Origin of the sequence: Mesorhizobium sp. M2A.F.Ca.ET.046.03.2.1 (assembly GCF_003952425.1) — a bacterium.
Classification (GTDB): Bacteria; Pseudomonadota; Alphaproteobacteria; order Rhizobiales; family Rhizobiaceae; genus Mesorhizobium.
Genome location: NZ_CP034449.1, coordinates 3,812,913 through 3,829,607 on the forward strand (window position 1 = coordinate 3,812,913; position 16,695 = coordinate 3,829,607).

Below are 16,695 nucleotides of genomic sequence, written 5' to 3' on the forward strand. Positions count from 1 at the left end.
CTGACTTCGTAGAAATGTTCCAGGGCTCGCATCCAGCGCCGAAGATCCTCGTGATGTCAACGTGCTGCGGAGCATCATCGGGGTTGGGACGTGCGTTTTCGAGATCGATCAACCGTCCGAAGTTGATCATTGGTTCGAGTGACGCGCGCTATTTCGACGACTATGTCGCCGCGTGGGCTTTGCTCTATCGGCGACTGAATTGCAAGGACATCGACATCGAAGCCATGCAGCAGGTTCTTGATGAGATATGCGCGGTCGTGGATAAAAGTTTCCGCTACCTTGGCTGGGATGACGAGAGAGAGCGCTACGTTCGATACCCTCGCAAGAGAGCCCGCTTCGACGTCGTGGAGCGTGAGTAGTATGCGCAAGGGTTCCAGGTGGAATGTGGCGATCGATGCGGCGCGGCCGTGGCTGACCAGCGTCGCGAGTGTCTCGCTTGCTGGCGGCGATCTGCGCGGCTGCGCGGCCAAAGGGCGGGATCGGTTAGCCGCATCCACCTCTGAGCGCTTTGAGTGCTTCGTTGCCGATCGATGCGAATCTCCCGGCCCAGCGCCTTTAGGCAATGCGGCGGCCACGGAGCTCATGTCACTCGGCTCAGTTCCACCGTTACACGAGGATAGGCGACCGGATGGCGGCACGCTGATGGGCTCTGACGATAATTTTGACATCGTTGTCGTTGGAGCCGGCCCGGTCGGCCTTTCGTTCGCTGCGTCGCTTGCCCAAAGCGAACTCAAGGTGGCAGTTGTTGAACAGAACACATTCGATAGTCTGGCGAATCCGGCTTTCGATGGTCGCGAAATCGCGCTGACCAACGCTTCGATCAGAACCCTTCGCGAGCTCGGCGCCTGGGATGTCATCCCGGCTTCGGACAAATCAGCACTTCAAGGCGCGCGCGTGCTCAACGGCTCGAGCGCATTCGCTCTTCGTTTCGATCCTCCCAGCAACTCTGGAGAACCGCTGGGGGTTTTGGTTCCAAATTGCCGGATCCGCGAGGCGCTGTTCAAAATCGTCCGCTTGCAGGATCGCGCCCGGCTGTTGTGCGGCCACTCGGTCGTCGATGCAACAAACAGCCAAGAAGGAGCAGTCGTAACGCTCTCTAATGGCGCGCGTTTAACTGCTCGGCTGGTTGTTGCCGCGGATTCGCGTTTGTCCGCCACGCGTGATCTGCTAGGCATCGGCGCCGATATCAACCGGCTTGGCCACTCGATGCTGATTTGCCGAGTGAGGCACGAGCGCGCCCACCACCAGATCGCCATCGAATGGTTCGATCACCATCAGACGATAGCGATGTTGCCCCTCGCGGAGGGCATGTCGTCGCTGCTGCTCACATTGCGCTCAAACGAGGCCTATAGACTGCTTGCCTTCGATGATGATTTGTTCCTGTCGGAGTTGACGAAACGGTGTCGAGGGCGCCTTGGAAAAATGACCTTGGCAAGCAAGCGCCACACCTATCCGCTGGTCACGACCTGGGCGCACAAATTCCGGGCGCCGAGCGCCGCACTCATCGGCGACGCTGCCATCGGCATGCACCCGGTGACCGCTCACGGATTCAACATCGGTCTCAGCAGCCAGAAGCAACTCGCCCGTGGAATCATGACTGCGTGCCGCGACGGCCGCAATGTTGGCGACCCCGACATGCTGCATATATACGAAAGGCGGCTGCGCCTGTCGGCGGCGCCGCTCTACCATGCAACGAACATATTGATTGGACTCTACTCCAGAGACCACCTGGCGGCACGGCTTGCAAGGCATCTGGGGCTTCGCTTTGCCCAACATGTTCCCCTTGTCCGGCATGGGATATCGGCGGAGCTCCAGCGGTGATACTGCACCAGCAGTCGCATTTTTGCGCGTGCTGGGCGAGCGATGGGAGAGAGTGCATGATGCACCGGAGTAATCCTGCTCCCCGACGCTGATCTCCGATTGAAGAATTAACCCGTCCTTCAGGGGGGCTGCATAGGCTGCGGACAAGCAGGAGTAAGCAAGCTGACCCGTCCAGCCTTGGAAAAGAAGATCCGCTGGAGGCGAGAATCCTTCAGGACCAGCTCGCTGATCTGAGGGCAGGCCTTTTCGTCTCAATGCCGATAAGCATTGTGCTGTCCGGGCTGATTTTGACCGTGCAGGCCCTTTCCGGGAACGGTCTTGCTGGCGCGGCCTGGTTTTCGGTCGTTAATGCGATAAATGCCGCCCGCCTTGCACTCGCCCGTCATCAGCTGAAGGAACCCGGAGTCCAGGATGATCTGACACGGGTTTGGCTGCGGCTTCGCTGGTTTGGCAGGCTTGCTCTTCTGGCGGGATTCACCTGGTCATTCCTTGCCATCCTAACGGCTGGATACACGACGTCTCAAGCATCGCTGCATCTAATAATTCTGGCGGGCATTTCAGCTGGCGCGGTCACGTACGGCAGCTCATATGCTGCGGCAGCGATATGCTTCATCACACCGCCACTCCTCATTGCCGCCGCATGTTTGCTGACGAAGGGAGCCCCGGAAAACTACATTCTGGCTTTTGCCGTCCTGCTTTTCGAGGGCGGCCTGGTTCGATCCTCGTTCGTTGGACAAGCGCGCTTCCGTGACGCGAGCCGCCTGAGACATCAAGCCGAGCGGCTTGCCGCGGAAATGGAGCGCAATTCCAGGGAGGACCATCTTACCGCGCTCCTCAACAGGCGGGGCCTCGAACATGCAATCGATCAGTTTGAGAACACCGATGGACCCTTTGTGGCCATGCTGATTGATCTGGACGGGTTCAAATCTGTCAACGGTACCTACGGTCACAGAACGGGTGACGAGCTGCTTGCCAGGATCGCCCGCCGAATAGAGGAAGAAGCACCGGAGGGCTCAACGCTCGCCCGCATCGGTGGGGATGAATTCGTGCTGGTTTTTTCTTCGCGAAAGAATTCTCCTTCTCCCACCAATCTCGCGTCCAATCTCATAGCCAAGCTTGCTCGCCCCTATCCTGGGATCGCATCCGTCCGCATTGGAGCGTCTATAGGAATCTACTTGGCTGAAAACCCCGGACTGACGGAAATGTTGTTGCGGGCCGACATCGCCCTTTACACAGCTAAGCGCCGCGGCAGGAATGAATTTTGTCTGTTCGGTGCCGAGCTAGCCCGGGAACTGCAACGCCGCCAGTCAATCGAACGCGATCTTCATTCGGCGATAACGATGAGAAGCTTGGTCGCTTGGTTTCAGCCAATCGTAAGACTCGAAACTGAAGCGTCGTCGGTTTTGAAGCCTTGCTAAGATGGTCTCACCCGCTTCACGGTCCCATTTCTCCGCCCGAGATCATGACAGCGGCACGCGAAACTGGAATGCTTCAGCTGCTAACTCAAACGGTATTCGCCGACTGTTGCGCTCTTATCGAGGGCTTGGTCAAAGCTGACCGTCGTGATGTTCGTGTGGCGATGAATGTTTCACCGCGCGAGTTGGAAGCTGGCGATATTGACGAGATGATTCTTAATGGTCTGGCGGCAAAAGACCTCCCTGCAACGATGTTCGACATCGAGATTACCGAAGAAGCCCCAGTGGATCCGGACAGAGTGGATGAAAAGCTCGGCCAGCTTTCACATGCTGGCATTTCTATCGCGCTCGAGGACTTCGGCACCGGTTTTTCGACGTTGGCATCGCTCAAGGACAGTCGGATCAGGAAAGTGAAAATAGATCAGGGCTTCATTCGCGGCTTAGCCAAGTCCCGGGAGAATCGGCTGCTTGTCAAAGCGGTGATTGACCTTGGTAGGACGCTCGGGATCGAGGTCATGGCCGAGGGCGTTGAAACAGAGGCAGATCGGCAAACTCTGTACAAGCTTGGCTGCAGAACCGCGCAGGGCTTCCTGTTCTCTAAGGCAGTGCCTCTCCATTTGGCACTTGATTCGGTAGTAAAAGAGCACGCGAAGGAGTTGTGACCGGCCTCTCCGTCCGTGCTGCTCGCGGAACTTTCATGTGGGGTGGACCTGACGCGCGAAAGCCGTTTCGGACGGTAGAGTTATTACGGGGGCGAAACTGAGCACGTGGTTTGGATAGCAGCAATCCGGTCCACCGGCGCACATGCAGCGGCTTCATACAAGCGTTCAAGTTGCGAGATGAGCTTGAGTGAACGACGTCGGAGAATTGCGTCCCTTGGACGCTGGTTTCGCGGTTCCCGTAGGATTCGATTACGGGAAGCGTTCTTGGCTGCTTCTCGGCTCAGCGCTCATCTGGATGAACAACGTACCCGCGGTCAAGGTTTTCGCGACCTCAACCCAGTCACCATCCCGCAACAGCAGCGGTCGGGTCCTGATCAAGCGCTCAGCCTCAGCACAGGTGCTGGAGCAACGGTAGAGCGCGGAAAACGTGTATCGGAATGCGCTGGCTCACCATAGGAAGCTGCCACGGCATGTCGAATGTCCCCAGGGGGCGGGACCGTTCCCTTGCATTTGTCTCGATGACGGGCTCTCAAAGCTAAAGCCAAGAGAGCTTTATAAAAATCGCACCCGATCGGCTGCGCAACGACGACCAGCTGAGGCCCGATCGGGTGCTAAGGTCGTGCCAAAAAAGGCGCGTCACTGTCGCATTTCTAGCCGGCTTGCGATCGGACGTCATCTCTTGGCGATCGTTGCCCCTTCTCTCAAATGCGCTTAGCGGCGCCGACGGCGAATAGCGCAAGCTTTTCCACCCGTTTCTACTCCACTACCGAGACTCGTCACCAACCTCCTTTTATTCGCTTCCATATGGCCCATCCTGTCTCCAATCGAGGAGGAGCGCGAACATGGGCCAAGCCGTAGAACGTCTCAGTCTCGGGAATTCTTCTGCTCGCCAAACTGCCGTTGTCACCGGCACCATATTTGGCAGGGTGACAGTGAACGACAAGATATCAGGCGTTCTTGTCTGGGCTGAACTATGCTTGCAAGCCATAACCCAAAAATCGCCGATCCCTTTGAATTCGAGCCGGATGAATGGGTGTTTCAAAATTTTTGGCGGTTTTAGGCAGAACCCTCCGATGGCCCGCGTACCGGTCAAGCTTCGTGAGCACTTTAGGTTCGTCGATCAGGCATAGGTTTGTATCCCATGCCACATGCTGGCCGTTTGCCTAGTTCGGAAGCCCTCGAGAGGCGTTGCTCGTCTTGGTATGGCGTCGCCCCTTTTTCCGATCCATCGGCCACGGAGCTAGAATGCTGTCTAGCTGTTGCCGCCTACTTGGTCATCCGGCATGGAGATGCCTATATACCGACCTTCGAAAGGCTGGAATACGAGGTCGAACAAATGCGGCGGAAGCTCGGAAATCGCGAGCGAGCGCAGCGCGTGCTGGCCACGCTCAACCTAAATGGCTCGGACAGCTGGAGCCGTGAGGTTGGTTCTCAAGGCCTGGATGGCGCCGCAATCACATTCGCCCGGGCGGGGTAAAAGCGATTTTTTGAAGCCACTCGCGCTTTTGCGCTAACGAAGGTCCCGCGCCGTATTTGGGCCGGATCCATTTGTGGCCCATCAGAGAAGCAATTACCTTCTCCGGCGCCTCAACTGCCGTCAGCCGGTCCTCGAAAGTGTGTCGCAGGCTATAAAGACTATGCTCGGAAGTCGGCAGAAGTTCCTTGCTGGCGAGCACCTTGTTGACGAGCGCTGAAAGTGACGCGGCCTTGTCGCGATAACGAGGAAAGCCGTCCGGATGGAGCTTGATGGCTGCAAGTGCGCCGCCAACCAAGGGAATGTCACGGGCTGAATGACCGGTCTTCAAGCGACGGCCATTGGGGCGCACCCGCACATGCGGGATTTCTTGATCGAGGTGGATTGTTTCGGTGGTGAGGTTTGCCGCTTCAGAAAGCCTGAGTCCGGTATCGGCAATCACATAGATTAGATGGCGGGCTTCGTCATTGAGTCCGTCGAGCGCGCCTTCAGCGAGTATCTTCTCCTGAATGAACTCCGCTGTGAACGCAGCGCGTTGCCCGGGGACGGCGCCGGAAAGACGCAGGTTTCGAAAAACCGGCTCCAGCTTGAGCTGGTGAGTCAGATCGACGACGCGCAGCATTTTCGAAACATGGCCGATGTCCTTGTTGGCCGTACCGATATCAAGTCCATCCTCAACGATCCGCTTTTGCCACCACTCGCGGAACGCGATTGCGTCGTCCCGAGTGAGGCTTGCGATCTCCTTGTCGCCAATGACTCCAACCAGATTGGCAACTGCGCGCTTTTTGGGGTTACGCCATTTCTTGATTTGGTTAGGCGACATGGTCAGCAAGTTCTGTTGCTCGATCGTCTCGAATTCCTTGATAAGACCGCTCAGGCGGACCGCTGGCCGCTTCTCCCCACCCATGACGGCCGAGACGTCCTGCGCGTCCTCGATCGATTTTTTGTCGAGGAGCAGCTTGATACGGGCCATGAGTTCGTCGAGCGGCCCCGCTGCTAGTTCCTCGTTAGAGCGATAGGCCAATCCAAATGACCGCGCGCGCTTCCTCGCGGCTTCGAAACGCAGCCCCGCCTCGGCGGATTGGCCTTCCCGCAGTCTACGCCAATACGCCTCCAGCCCCGCGCCGAGGCTTTGCACTGCATCTCGCGCCCGTACACCGCGGGGATCGTCAGCCACGGCGACGCCCGTGGAAATGCGTACTAGGCAGCGGCGATCAAACGCCGCGAATTCCTTCGGCACCCTGCGGACGAGATACCAGATGCCTTCACGTTTATGCGGCTTTGGCGCTGCGGAACGTCGCATTATCTTTCTCTAATGTTACACAGTTTGTTACACAGTCTAAGATAAGTTTCGCTTCGCGCTGGTCAAGCGCAACAAGGAAGCTTTTGAAAGGAAACGATTATTATGGAAGCTAAATGGCGGAGAGGGAGGGATTCGAACCCCCGATACCCTTGCGAGTATGCCGCATTTCGAGTGCGGTGCATTCGACCACTCTGCCACCTCTCCGCGAGGTCATGGTCGGCCGTTGCCGGCGCGGCGCACTAGATAACGGCTGACTGCTGGAGTTACAAGGCCCTATTCGAGCGAATTCCAGCTTCCACGAAAAGCAGCGGCGACGGCACACCCGCCTCCTTTGCCGCCGGCATGGCTCGGCGTGTCGTCCGGGCAGGCCTGTTTGCCTTGACTCCAACGCAACCTTCGGTTAGGGACAGCCCGCATTCGGCGTGGAGGCTCTTCCGCGCCGCTTGTTTTTTGAACCCGCAGACTGACAAAAAGACGGCCGAACCGCCCGAGGCGGTTCATCGAGGCCGACCGAACAGCGAAAGGCAAAAAATGTTCGCAGTCATCAAAACGGGCGGCAAGCAGTATCGCGTCGCCGCCAACGATCTCCTGAAGATCGAGAAACTCGAAGCCAAGGTCGGCGATATCGTCGAGATCGGCAATGTGCTCGCGCATGGCGAGGGCGAGAATGTCACCTTCGGCGCGCCGTTCGTCGATGGCGCCATGGTCACGGCGGAAGTCGTCGAGCAGGGCAAGAACCGCACCGTCATCGCTTTCAAGAAGCGCCGCCGCCAGAATTCGCGCCGCAAGATCGGCCATCGCCAGCTTTTGACCACCGTCCGGATCGCCGAGATCCTGCTGGGTGGCGCCAAGCCGTCGAAGAAGGCTGCCGCGAAGCCGGAAGCCAAGGCAGAGGCGAAGGCTGAAGTCGCCGCCGAGGCGAAGGCCGAGGTGGCTGCGAAGGAGCCGAAGGCCAAGAAGGAAACCAAGGCGGAGGCCGCTGCCGGTGAAGAGGGCAAGGCCGCGCCGCTGTTCAAGGCGCCGAAAGGCGAGCCGGACGACCTGACGGTGATCAAGGGCATCGGCCCGGTGGCGGCGAAGGACCTCGCCGAGCAGGGCATCATCACCTTCGCGCAGCTCGCCAAGCTCACCGACAAGGATGTCACCAAGATCGACGAGCACATGCCGTTCAGCGCCGACCAGATCAAGGACTGGCGCGAGCAGGCCAAGGAACTGGCGAAGAAGTAATTTTTCCGGCGACGATCGTCGCCGGTACGGACTTGAAACGGAACGCGAACGCGTTCATAAGACCATTCAAGCGCCTCAGGGCGCATCGGAGTTAGTCAAATGGCACACAAGAAAGCTGGCGGTTCGTCGCGCAATGGTCGCGATTCGCACTCCAAGCGTCTGGGCGTGAAGAAGTTCGGCGGCGAAGCCGTCGTCGCCGGCAACATCATCATTCGTCAGCGCGGCACGCAATGGCATCCGGGCACCAATGTTGGCATGGGAACGGACCACACCCTTTTTGCGCTCGAAGCCGGCGCAGTCACCTTCAACAAGAAAGCCAACGGCCGAACCTACGTATCGGTGAACCCGATTACCAAAGCAGCGGAGTAGCCGGTTCCGCACCATAACACCGGCGCCCATCTCGGGAACCGGTGTCTGGCCAGGCCAGGAAAAGGATCAGGAGAGATGGGCTCGCCCTCTCTCCTTTTTCATTTTTTCTTGCCCTGGAGGACTAAAATGGTTGCCGAAGCGGAAGACACCGAAGACGAAAGTTACGCGATCGATTGCCCGGCGCTGGCCACAGAGCGGCTGGTCATGCGCGCCCCGCGCGAGAGCGATCTCGAGCAACTCGTCACGCTAGCCGACAACCGACATGTCGCCGAAATGCTGGCCCGCATGCCGCACCCCTATGGCGAGGCCGAGGGCCGCACCTTCCTTGCCATGGCGGCGTCGCGGCGCGCCGGCATCGTCTATGCGCTGACGCTCAGGGAGAGCGACATTTTCGTCGGCTGCGCCGGCCTGAACACGACCGACCGCGGCCTGGAGCTCGGCTACTGGATCGGCGAGCCCTATTGGAAGCGCGGCTACGCCACCGAAGCCGCGCATGCGCTGGTCGACCTCGCCTTCCAGCGGACCTCGATCCAGGTGCTGCATGCCTCGACCCGGGTGATCAATCCGGCCTCGCGGCGGGTGATCCACAAATGCGGCTTCCAGTATGCCGGCCAGGGCATGCTGAATTCGATCGTCGCCGGCCAGGTGCCGGTCGAGCGCTATCGGCTCGACAGGAAGACATGGAACAGTCTCCGCAACTGGATCCACTATTGATCGGTGCTTCGGAAGGTTGAGCGGCGCGCCCTTACCCGGATTGCCAACCGAATTGCCAGGGCAATTCGGGTCAATCCGACCGGTCTCCAAGGGGAGAGGAGCAGGTAAGCGCCGGCGCCAACCTCTTCTCCCCTCGGGGAGAAGGTGGCCGCGTAGCGGCCGGATGAGGGGGAGTCCCGCGACTCAGCCCAGTTCGGCCCAGAGCGGGAGGTGGTCGGAACCGACGGCGTCCCGGTCGGACCACAGGCGCTGCAGCGATCTGGCGAGCGAGGCGCTGGTGAAGATGTAGTCGATGCATTTGTGGCGGCTCTTGTCGGCGGGTCGCTCAGGATCGACCCAGGTGACGAGGTCGGCGACCGCCAGACGCTGGGCGACGTCGACGGCGAGATCGGCGGTCAGCGGCATGCCGAACTCATGATCCGGCCGGCCGGCGAGCTCGACATATTCGGGCGAGCCCGGCAGCATGTTGAAGTCGCCCATGACGATGAAGGCTTCCGGATAGGGCAGGTCCGGCAGGCCGATCTCGGGAATGCCCGACAGGCCGCCGCCTTCCAGCGCATAGTTCAGGAGGCGCTGGCGCAGGAAACGGATCTGACCCTGGCGCTCGACCGGGCTGCGATGGTCGAGATGGGTGGAATAGAAGCGGATGAAGCCAAGCGGCGTCTCGATCAGCGCTTCCAATGCGCCACGCTGGAAGTTCATGGTCTCGAGGCTGCGGCTGCGCGGCAGAAGGAGATTGCGCGACAGATGAATGGGCGTCTTCGACAGCACCATGTTGCCGAGTTGGAAGGTCCGGGTGACGGCGCGGCCGGCGTCCACGCGCGAGCCGACATTGACCTCGAAATTGCTGCCATAGGCGGCAAAATAATCGGGCAGCGCCTCGCTGATCTCGGCCACCATGTCGCGGTCGCCGTTGCGCGGGTTGTTGCGGGTCACCTCCTGCAGCGCGATGACATCGGCGCCGCGCACCGCGTCGGCGATGCGCCCGACATCGTATCTGCCGTCAAGGCCGATGCCGTATTGGATGTTGTAGGAAACGATCTTCATTCCCGCGCCTCCCAGTCTCGCGCGCAAACAGTGCTATCGCGTCCTTGGCCCAAGGGCATCAGGCGCTTTAGTCGCAAAACGGGCCTCGCCCTTAGCTCCGCCTTGGTTTAAGGCATGCCTTAGAGCAATCGCTCATGGACATCAGCAGAAACTTGAAAATCCGATGAAATTCCTCGATCAGGCCAAGGTTTACATTCGTTCCGGCGACGGCGGCGCCGGATCGGTGTCGTTTCGGCGCGAGAAATTCATCGAGTTCGGCGGCCCGGATGGCGGCGACGGCGGGCGAGGCGGCGATGTCTGGGCGGAAGCGGTCGACGGGCTGAACACGCTGATCGACTATCGCTACCAGCAGCATTTCAAGGCCAAGACCGGCATGCACGGCATGGGCCGCAACATGACCGGCGCCAAAGGCGCCGACATCACGCTGAAAGTGCCGGCCGGCACCCAGATCTTCGCAGAGGACAATGAGACGCTGATCTGCGACCTGACCGTGGTCGGCCAGCGCTTCCTGCTGGCCAAGGGCGGCAATGGCGGCTTCGGCAACCAGCATTTCAAGACCTCGACCAACCAGGCGCCGCGCCGCGCCAATCCCGGCCTGCCTGGCGAGGAGCTCAGCATCTGGCTCAGACTCAAGCTGATCGCCGATGCCGGCCTGGTCGGGCTGCCCAATGCCGGCAAGTCGACTTTCCTGGCCGCCGTCACCGCGGCCAAGCCGAAGATCGCCGACTATCCGTTCACCACGCTCTATCCCGGCCTTGGCGTTGCCCGCATCGACGGCCGCGAATTCGTGCTGGCCGACATTCCAGGCCTGATCGAGGGCGCGCATGAAGGCGTCGGCATCGGCGACCGATTCCTCGGCCATGTCGAGCGCACGCGCGTGCTGCTCCACCTGGTGTCGGCGCAGGAGGAAAATCCCGGCAAGGCCTACAGGACGGTGCGCGCCGAGCTCGAGGCCTATGGTCATGGGCTGACCGATAAGGTCGAGATCGTCGCGCTTTCCCAGGTCGATATTCTCGACGCGGAGGCCCGCAAGAAGAACGCGGCCTCGCTGAAGCGCGCCGCCGGCCGCGCGCCGCTGCTTCTGTCGGCCGTCACCGGCGAAGGCGTCGAGGCCGTGCTGCGGGCGCTGATGGCGGTGGTTGCCGAATCTCGCGATGCCGTGCCGGCTCCCGTCGAGACGCGCTGGCAAAACCCATGAAATCGCTGAAATCATACCGGCGCGTCACGGTGAAGATCGGCTCGGCGCTGCTCGTCGACCGCGCGACGGGCTTGAAGCGCGACTGGCTGACCTCGCTTGCCGACGACATCGCGGTGCTTGCCAATGCCGGCGCCGAAGTGCTGGTCGTTTCGTCCGGCGCCATCGCGCTCGGGCGCACCATTCTCGGTCTCGGCAAACGCGCGCTGAAGCTCGAGGAGAGCCAGGCCGCCGCCGCCGTCGGCCAAATCGCGCTTGCCGGCGCCTGGTCGGACGCGCTCGGCAAGGATGGGCTGAAATCCGGCCAGATCCTCCTGACGCTTGGCGACACCGAGGAGCGCCGCCGCTATCTAAACGCGCGCGCGACGATCTCGACGCTGCTCAAGATGAAGGCGGTGCCCGTCATCAACGAGAACGACACGGTAGCCACCTCGGAAATCCGCTACGGCGACAATGACCGGCTGGCGGCGCGGGTGGCGACGATGATGGGCGCCGATCTTCTGGTGCTGCTCTCCGACATCGATGGGCTCTATACGGCGCCGCCGGCCAAGGACCCCGAGGCCAAATTCATTCCGGTGGTCGATCGCATCACGCCCGACATCGAGGCGATGGCGGGCGCCGCCGCGTCCGAGCTGTCGCGCGGCGGCATGCGGACAAAACTCGACGCCGGCAAGATCGCCAACGCCGCCGGCACGGCCATGATCATCACCTCGGGCACCAGGCTGTCGCCGCTGATGGCGATCGAGCGCGGCGAGCGCGCGACCTTCTTCAAGCCGAGCGCCAATCCGGTGAAGGGCTACAAGACCTGGATCGCCGGGCAGCTCGAGCCGGCCGGTCGGCTCACCGTCGACGCCGGCGCCATCGGCGCGCTGAAGTCGGGCAAGTCGCTGCTGCCGGCCGGCGTGAAACTGGTCAGCGGCAATTTCTCGCGCGGCGACACGGTGGCGATCCTGTCGCCCGAGGGTCGCGAGATCGCGCGCGGGCTGGTTGCGTATGACGCCGCGGATGCCGTAAGGATCGCAGGTCTGAAGACGGCCGAGATCGAAAACGTGCTCGGCTATGAGGCGCGTTCGGCGATGATCCATCGCGACGACCTTGTGGTAAGCGTCGCCGGCGACCACGTATTGGCCGACGACTAAGTATTGAACGACGACGGGCGGAGGATGACCATGCTGAAGCTGCATGAAAGATCCGGCGAAGACACGATTGCGCTGATGGCCGATATCGGCCGTCGCGCCCGCGCTGCCGCCCGACCGTTGGCCGTCGCTTCCACCGCAGCCAAGAACGATGCGCTTATCGCCATGGCGGACGCGATCCTGCGCAACGAGCAGGCGATCCTCGAGGCCAATGCCATCGACGTGTCGATTGGCGAGGAGGCCGGGCTGTCCGGTTCCTTCATGGACCGGCTGAAACTGACGCCTGCGCGCATCAAAGCAATGGCAGACGGCATTCGCGAGATCGCCGCGCTCAAGAATCCGGTTGGTGACGTCATCGCCGAATGGGACCGGCCGAACGGGCTGCATATCGAGCGCGTGCGCACGCCGCTCGGCGTCATCGGCGTCATCTATGAGAGCCGGCCGAATGTGACGGCGGATGCCGGCGCGCTCTGCCTCAAGGCCGGCAATCCGGTGATCCTGCGCGGCGGTTCGGATTCGCTCAATTCATCCTCGGCTATCCATGCCTGCATGGTCGAAGGGCTGAAGGCCGCCGGCTTGCCCGAGGATGCTATCCAGCTGGTGCCGACCACCGACCGCGCCGCCGTCGGCGAGATGCTGAAGGGGCTTTCGGGAAACCTCGACGTCATCATCCCGCGCGGCGGCAAGAGCCTGGTCGGGCGCGTGCAGACCGAGGCGCGGGTGCCGGTCTTCGCGCATCTCGAAGGCATCTGCCACCTCTATATCGACCGCTCGGCCGATCTCGACATGGCAGTGAAGATCGCCGTCAACGCCAAGATGCGGCGCACCGGCGTCTGCGGCGCGGCCGAGACGCTTCTGGTCGACCGCGCTGTGGCCTCCACGCATCTGGTGCCCATCCTCGAAGCGCTGCGGGCCGCCGGCTGCGAGATCCATGCCGACCAAGAGGTGCTGCGGGCTTTTTCCGAAGCCAGCCCAGCAACTGACGCCGACTGGGTGACGGAATATCTCGACGCCATCATCGCGGTGAAGCTGGTCGACGGCGTCGGCGAGGCGATCGAGCATATCGAGACCTTCTCGTCGCACCACACAGAGGCGATCATCGCCGAGGACGCGCAGGCGGTGGAAAAATTCTTCAACGAGATCGACTCGGCCATCCTCCTGCACAATGCCTCGACACAGTTCGCCGATGGCGGCGAGTTCGGCATGGGCGCCGAGATCGGTATCGCCACCGGCAAGATGCATGCGCGCGGGCCGGTCGGCGTCGAGCAGCTCACCTCGTTCAAATACCGCGTGCGCGGATCGGGACAGGTGAGGCCTTGACCTTTTTCGCCCGGCAGGCCTGAGGGAGGCCAAGGCGAATGCTTTCGCAAGCCGAGCAGACTGTCCCGGCCCGTTACTTTCGCATGCCGCACGCCGCCAGGGACCTGACGGTCGGTCTCTTCGGCGGATCGTTCAATCCGCCGCATGCCGGCCATGCGCTGGTCGCCGAGATCGCGCTGAGAAGGCTGGCACTCGACCAGCTGTGGTGGATGGTGACGCCGGGCAATCCGCTGAAAAGCGCGCGGGAACTCGCGCCGCTCGCCGAGCGCATCGAGCTCTCCGAAAAAATCGCCAGGAATCCCAGGATCAAGGTCACCGCCTTCGAGGCAGCGCAGCATGTGCGCTATACCGCCGACACGCTGGCCCTGGTCAAGGCGCGCAATCCGGGCGTCGATTTCGTCTGGATCATGGGCGCGGACTCCTTGCGCGACTTCCATCGCTGGCAGCGCTGGCGCGAGATCGTGCTGACCTTCCCGATCGCGGTCATCGATCGCCCGGGCGCGACGCTCTCCTTCCTGTCGTCGGTCGTCGCCAAGACCTTCGACTACGCCCGCATCGACGAGGGCGACGCGCCGCTGCTCGCCCGCATGCAGGCACCGGCCTGGACCTTCATCCACGGGCCGCGCTCGTCGCTGTCGTCCACGGCGATCCGCAAGGCCGCGAACGGCTGAGCGCCGTCCTTCCCCCACAAGGGGGGAAGGGAAGTTCGGCCATGTCGCTTTTGCGGCGGCTTTTCCTGCTCCGATCAACGATGCTGCGCAGGCATGCTGAAGCAGAATCAAGCCGCAATCGATCCGGGTCGCGCCGAACAACCGGCGCCGCTGATCGCCATTGCCAGCGTCATCGTGTCGATGGCGCTGATCGCGATCGGCAATGGGCTGATGTTTGCCTATATCCCGGTGCGGCTCGGCGCCGATGGATTCGACCCGACCTGGGCCGGGCTGATCGTCACCGGGCTTTCTGCCGGCGGGTTGGCCGGCTGCATCTTGACCGGACCGCTGGTGCGGCGCGTCGGGCACGCTCGCGCCTTCATGGTGCTCTCGGCGCTGATCGCGCTTTCCAATGCCGCGATCGGGGCCGGGCCGATCCCGCTTTTGTGGATCGCCGCGCGGGCGCTTTACGGCTTCGCCATCTGCGGGCTGTTCATCGTCGCGCAGAGCTGGCTGAACGATGCCTTGCCGAATTCGATCCGCGGCCGGGTGATGGCAGTGTTCTATGTCGCTTATATTGCCGGGCTGGGCGTGGGTTACGCGACGCTCGCCTTGGTCGACATCCACTCGGCCGCCGCGTCGCTGATCGGCATCACCTTCACCGCGCTCTCCATCCTGCCGGTCGGCATGACCAGGCTTGCGCAGCCGCCGGCGCCGCAGGCGGCGTCGGTCGCGCTGCGCCGCGCCTGGCGCATCTCGCCGGTCGGCGTCGCCGGCATGCTGGCGGTTGGCGGCCTGTCGATGATCGTTTCCGGCTTCGCGCCGATCCACGCCACCGCCAAGGGCTACAGCCAGGCCGATGTGGCGCTGCTGTTGTCGGCCATGCCGGTCGGCACGCTGATCCTGCAGATTCCGCTCGGCTGGATTTCGGACCGCACCGACCGGCGCTACGTGCTGGCCGGGGCGGCGGCGCTGGCGGTCGTCGCCAGCACCTTGGCCATCGTCTTCGACGGCGGCGCGCTGGTGGCGCTGGTGGTGATCTATCTGATCTGGGACGGGGCGTCGGAATCGATCTACGCGCTGTCCAGCGCGCATGCCGCCGACCGGGCCGCCAAGGACGAGCTTCTGGCGCTGTCGAGCTCGATGCTGTTTGCCTGGTCGCTGGCCGGCTTCATCGTGCCCGGCATCGTGACGGCGCTTTCCGCCGTCTTCGGCACCGCGACCTTCATCTATGTCGGGATCGTGATTGCGTCGGCCTTCTGCCTGTTCGTGCTGTGGCGCGTGGCGGCGGGCCGGCCGACACCCGCGGCCACAAGCGGCAGTTTCGCGCCGATGTCGGCGCAGACGCCACTGCCGGTGGAACTCGCCTTCGCGCCGGACGATAAGCCCCGCCAGGATTGAGCCGGCTACTGCTTGCGCGCTTCCGGCGCCGGCACTTCCGGCGGCGGCAGCGGGATCGAGATGCCTTCGCTGTCGAAGGCCTGCTTGGCGCGCTTGGTCATGTCGATTTGGGTCGAAAAATAGTCGGCGGCCGATGTCCAGTAGCGCAAGGTGAGCGAAACCGTCGCGTCGCCGACACTGGCGATGAAGGCGATCGGAGGGGGTTCGCGCCGGATGCGCCTTTCGGCGCCGGCGATGGCAAGCAGCGTCTTCTGCCCGCGGTCGATATCGTTCCACGAACCGATGCTCAAGGTCACGTCTGTGCGGCGCACGCCGTTGCGGTTGAAGTTGCGCACCGGCTGGTTCCACAAGGTCGAATTGGGCGCCAGTATGTAGACGCCCTCGGCGGTGCGCAGCTTGGTGGCGAAGAGGCCGATCTCCTCGACAGTGCCCGCAATCGCGCCGACCTCGACATTCTCGCCGATGCGGAAGGGCCTGAGCGCCAGAAGCATGATGCCGGCGGCGATGTTCTGCAGCGTGCCCTGCAATGCCAGTCCGATGGCCAGGCCGGCGGCGCCGATCGCGGCGATGATGGAGGCCGTCTGCACGCCGAACTGGCCAAGCACCATGATGACGACAAGGATCAGGATAGCGTAGCGCACGACCTGGGAGAAGAAATGCCGCAAGGTCTCGTCGAAGCCGTGGATGTGGCCGAGGCCGGCATAGATCGAGCGTTCGGCAAGCCCGGCGACCAGATAGCCGACAACCAGCAGGATCACGGCGCCGATGGCCGAGAAGGAGTAGGAAACGATCAAGGTGCTGAGCTGCGCGAGCCCGGCCTGGATGGTGATGAGGGCGCTTTGCGGGTCGGTGGGCATGGCGGGGATCCCGTTGGTCGGTGCGCCGATAACCCACGCATCCGGGATCAGTTCCCGCTTTTCAGGCACTGCTAAAACAGCGGTCCGGACCAGGCGCGGCCGAG

Annotated in this window: 15 protein-coding genes and 1 tRNA gene; 12 read left to right on the forward strand and 4 right to left on the reverse strand. The window is 62.2% G+C overall.

What is annotated here, in order from left to right; all coding sequences use genetic code 11:
- Window positions 1-14 precede the first annotated feature (14 nt).
- From EJ072_RS18135 to EJ072_RS36920, 4 genes are all read left to right on the forward strand, one after another.
- On the forward strand, window positions 15-359 hold the full coding sequence (locus EJ072_RS18135; protein WP_126057793.1) for a hypothetical protein: 345 nt from the start codon (window positions 15-17) through the stop codon (window positions 357-359).
- A gap of 280 nt (window positions 360-639) precedes the next feature.
- Entirely contained in the window at window positions 640-1,821 is a 1,182-nt protein-coding gene (gene ubiM, locus EJ072_RS18140) for a 5-demethoxyubiquinol-8 5-hydroxylase UbiM (protein WP_185928959.1), read from the forward strand.
- Between the two features lie 254 nt (window positions 1,822-2,075).
- Window positions 2,076-3,239 (forward strand): GGDEF domain-containing protein, encoded by a 1,164-nt coding sequence (locus EJ072_RS36915; RefSeq protein ID WP_245455339.1) that lies wholly within the window; start codon window positions 2,076-2,078, stop codon window positions 3,237-3,239.
- The gene (locus EJ072_RS36920) at window positions 3,233-3,898 is read left to right on the forward strand and encodes an EAL domain-containing protein (RefSeq protein WP_245454739.1); all 666 of its coding nucleotides are present in this window, start codon (window positions 3,233-3,235) and stop codon (window positions 3,896-3,898) included. Before EJ072_RS36915 ends, EJ072_RS36920 begins: the two co-directional genes overlap by 7 nt.
- Window positions 3,899-5,352: 1,454 nt before the next feature.
- On the opposite strand, the gene EJ072_RS18150 is transcribed toward EJ072_RS36920, so the two are convergent.
- Window positions 5,353-6,675 carry an integrase gene (locus EJ072_RS18150; protein ID WP_126057794.1) on the reverse strand — a complete coding sequence of 441 codons (1,323 nt, stop codon included), beginning with the start codon at window positions 6,673-6,675 and terminating at the stop codon, window positions 5,353-5,355.
- Window positions 6,676-6,789: 114 nt separating this feature from the next.
- Window positions 6,790-6,879 (reverse strand) — tRNA-Ser (locus EJ072_RS18155).
- 327 nt (window positions 6,880-7,206) lie between these two features.
- Here EJ072_RS18155 and EJ072_RS18160 point away from each other — a divergent pair.
- The 3 genes from EJ072_RS18160 to EJ072_RS18170 all read left to right on the forward strand — a co-directional run bounded on the left by EJ072_RS18160 (window position 7,207) and on the right by EJ072_RS18170 (window position 8,985).
- Window positions 7,207-7,902: a 50S ribosomal protein L21 gene (locus EJ072_RS18160; RefSeq protein ID WP_126080686.1), complete on the forward strand. Its 696-nt coding sequence runs from the start codon at window positions 7,207-7,209 to the stop codon at window positions 7,900-7,902.
- A 99-nt stretch (window positions 7,903-8,001) separates the two neighbouring features.
- Window positions 8,002-8,271 (forward strand): 50S ribosomal protein L27, encoded by a 270-nt coding sequence (rpmA, locus tag EJ072_RS18165; protein ID WP_040991608.1) that lies wholly within the window; start codon window positions 8,002-8,004, stop codon window positions 8,269-8,271.
- A 126-nt stretch (window positions 8,272-8,397) separates the two neighbouring features.
- A complete protein-coding gene (locus tag EJ072_RS18170; protein ID WP_126080687.1) occupies window positions 8,398-8,985 on the forward strand; it encodes a GNAT family protein in 588 nt (195 codons plus the stop codon).
- 183 nt (window positions 8,986-9,168) lie between these two features.
- On the opposite strand, the gene EJ072_RS18175 is transcribed toward EJ072_RS18170, so the two are convergent.
- A complete protein-coding gene (locus EJ072_RS18175) occupies window positions 9,169-10,032 on the reverse strand; it encodes an endonuclease/exonuclease/phosphatase family protein (protein ID WP_126080688.1) in 864 nt (287 codons plus the stop codon).
- Window positions 10,033-10,195: 163 nt separating this feature from the next.
- Here EJ072_RS18175 and obgE point away from each other — a divergent pair, with 163 nt between their 5' ends.
- The 5 genes from obgE to EJ072_RS18200 all read left to right on the forward strand — a co-directional run bounded on the left by obgE (window position 10,196) and on the right by EJ072_RS18200 (window position 15,734).
- Complete coding sequence (gene obgE, locus EJ072_RS18180; protein ID WP_126080689.1) at window positions 10,196-11,230, forward strand: GTPase ObgE; 1,035 nt, start codon at window positions 10,196-10,198, stop codon at window positions 11,228-11,230.
- Entirely contained in the window at window positions 11,227-12,366 is a 1,140-nt protein-coding gene (proB, locus tag EJ072_RS18185) for a glutamate 5-kinase (RefSeq protein WP_126080690.1), read from the forward strand. The genes obgE and proB overlap by 4 nt, the downstream gene beginning before the upstream one ends.
- 30 nt (window positions 12,367-12,396) lie before the next feature.
- Window positions 12,397-13,683, forward strand: coding sequence for a glutamate-5-semialdehyde dehydrogenase (locus EJ072_RS18190; protein WP_126080691.1), 1,287 nt, complete (start codon window positions 12,397-12,399; stop codon window positions 13,681-13,683).
- An 83-nt stretch (window positions 13,684-13,766) separates the two neighbouring features.
- Window positions 13,767-14,354, forward strand: coding sequence for a nicotinate-nucleotide adenylyltransferase (locus tag EJ072_RS18195; RefSeq protein ID WP_126083670.1), 588 nt, complete (start codon window positions 13,767-13,769; stop codon window positions 14,352-14,354).
- Window positions 14,355-14,447: 93 nt separating this feature from the next.
- Window positions 14,448-15,734, forward strand: a complete 1,287-nt coding sequence (locus tag EJ072_RS18200) for an MFS transporter (RefSeq protein WP_126080692.1) — start codon at window positions 14,448-14,450, stop codon at window positions 15,732-15,734.
- Between the two features lie 5 nt (window positions 15,735-15,739).
- Here the strand turns inward: EJ072_RS18200 and EJ072_RS18205 are convergent, their stop codons facing one another.
- A complete protein-coding gene (locus tag EJ072_RS18205; protein WP_126080693.1) occupies window positions 15,740-16,591 on the reverse strand; it encodes a mechanosensitive ion channel domain-containing protein in 852 nt (283 codons plus the stop codon).
- Window positions 16,592-16,695: the final 104 nt, after the last annotated feature.

What these genes read in the sequence shown, in the direction of transcription:
- EJ072_RS18135 (WP_126057793.1), top strand. Translation starts at nt 15, where the DNA reads ATGTTCCAGGGCTCGCATCCAGCGCCGAAGATCCTCGTGATGTCAACG.
- EJ072_RS36915 (WP_245455339.1), top strand. Translation starts at nt 2,076, where the DNA reads ATGCCGATAAGCATTGTGCTGTCCGGGCTGATTTTGACCGTGCAGGCC.
- EJ072_RS18150 (WP_126057794.1), bottom strand. Translation starts at nt 6,675, where the DNA reads ATGCGACGTTCCGCAGCGCCAAAGCCGCATAAACGTGAAGGCATCTGG.
- EJ072_RS18160 (WP_126080686.1), top strand. Translation starts at nt 7,207, where the DNA reads ATGTTCGCAGTCATCAAAACGGGCGGCAAGCAGTATCGCGTCGCCGCC.
- rpmA (WP_040991608.1), top strand. Translation starts at nt 8,002, where the DNA reads ATGGCACACAAGAAAGCTGGCGGTTCGTCGCGCAATGGTCGCGATTCG.
- EJ072_RS18170 (WP_126080687.1), top strand. Translation starts at nt 8,398, where the DNA reads ATGGTTGCCGAAGCGGAAGACACCGAAGACGAAAGTTACGCGATCGAT.
- EJ072_RS18175 (WP_126080688.1), bottom strand. Translation starts at nt 10,032, where the DNA reads ATGAAGATCGTTTCCTACAACATCCAATACGGCATCGGCCTTGACGGC.
- obgE (WP_126080689.1), top strand. Translation starts at nt 10,196, where the DNA reads ATGAAATTCCTCGATCAGGCCAAGGTTTACATTCGTTCCGGCGACGGC.
- proB (WP_126080690.1), top strand. Translation starts at nt 11,227, where the DNA reads ATGAAATCGCTGAAATCATACCGGCGCGTCACGGTGAAGATCGGCTCG.
- EJ072_RS18190 (WP_126080691.1), top strand. Translation starts at nt 12,397, where the DNA reads ATGCTGAAGCTGCATGAAAGATCCGGCGAAGACACGATTGCGCTGATG.
- EJ072_RS18195 (WP_126083670.1), top strand. Translation starts at nt 13,767, where the DNA reads ATGCCGCACGCCGCCAGGGACCTGACGGTCGGTCTCTTCGGCGGATCG.
- EJ072_RS18200 (WP_126080692.1), top strand. Translation starts at nt 14,448, where the DNA reads ATGCTGAAGCAGAATCAAGCCGCAATCGATCCGGGTCGCGCCGAACAA.
- EJ072_RS18205 (WP_126080693.1), bottom strand. Translation starts at nt 16,591, where the DNA reads ATGCCCACCGACCCGCAAAGCGCCCTCATCACCATCCAGGCCGGGCTC.